We start from the raw sequence: 792 nt of genomic DNA, 5'->3' as shown, positions 1-792 counted from the left end.
GTGCAGCCGACCCAATAAAAGAAACCAACGCAGGGTTTCTTGGAGAGAGCAATATGCGTTGTTCTCCGGGATCAACCTCCCAGACTTTCCTTTGAAGCTAGTCTCCAAATACAAGGCTCGCTCCGCATTCACCTTATCAACCCAGTTCGCCAATGGAGCAAGTTCATCGAGCTCTTGGATGGGCATTCCTGCAATAGCCGCCCCCCTTATTCCAAGTTTAAACTGCGGTTTCCGAGGCCCGCCGGGGGCCGGAAGCAACAGCTTGACATCGAATAGACAGTCCATGCCATCCGTTAACACTGCCAGGCCAAGCAGTCCGCGGTAGACCCGCGCTCTTATTGAGAGTCCCGGTGACGTTATTGAAAACTTTGTACCGGGAAAGAGCCGAATTGTCGACGTCCCAACCGGCGATTGCTCAATGGAGAGCTTCGCCGTGGATATCTTTTTCCCCGCAATCGCGGAAAACACAGGTGAACCCAGGACATTAAGGTCTCCCACGTCAAAAGTTCCCGGCAGACCGAAGCCAAGCGCTTCGTTAACACGCTCCAGGTTCTCCCTCCCGCCCAGGGCCTTGAAGCGAAACTTAGCTTGAACAGATTCCGATTTTGCATATATCTCATGCTGTAGACCGTTTGGCCCTCGGTTTAGCCTCACACCGACCCGAGGATCAAGTGAATTCAGCATTCTAGAATCTTCTGGTTCACTCCCCGCCAGCACAGCTGAGCACCCCACGAGTATTTCTTCCAGGTATTTTTCAAATAATTCTCGATCATGAAGGTCGTTATCCAGTGA

At 52.0% G+C, this 792-nt stretch carries 1 protein-coding gene; it reads right to left on the bottom strand.

The features are described 5' to 3' along the window. Nucleotides 1–792: hypothetical protein (locus KDH83_RS30965; protein WP_212322910.1), on the bottom strand; the 792-nt coding region annotated here is incomplete at both ends.

It is taken from the genome of Achromobacter sp. Marseille-Q0513, from assembly GCF_018195695.1.
GTDB lineage: Bacteria > Pseudomonadota > Gammaproteobacteria > Burkholderiales > Burkholderiaceae_B > Achromobacter.
The sequence above is the reverse complement of the archived record's forward strand: the minus strand, read 5'-3'. Positions and strand labels throughout refer to the sequence as shown.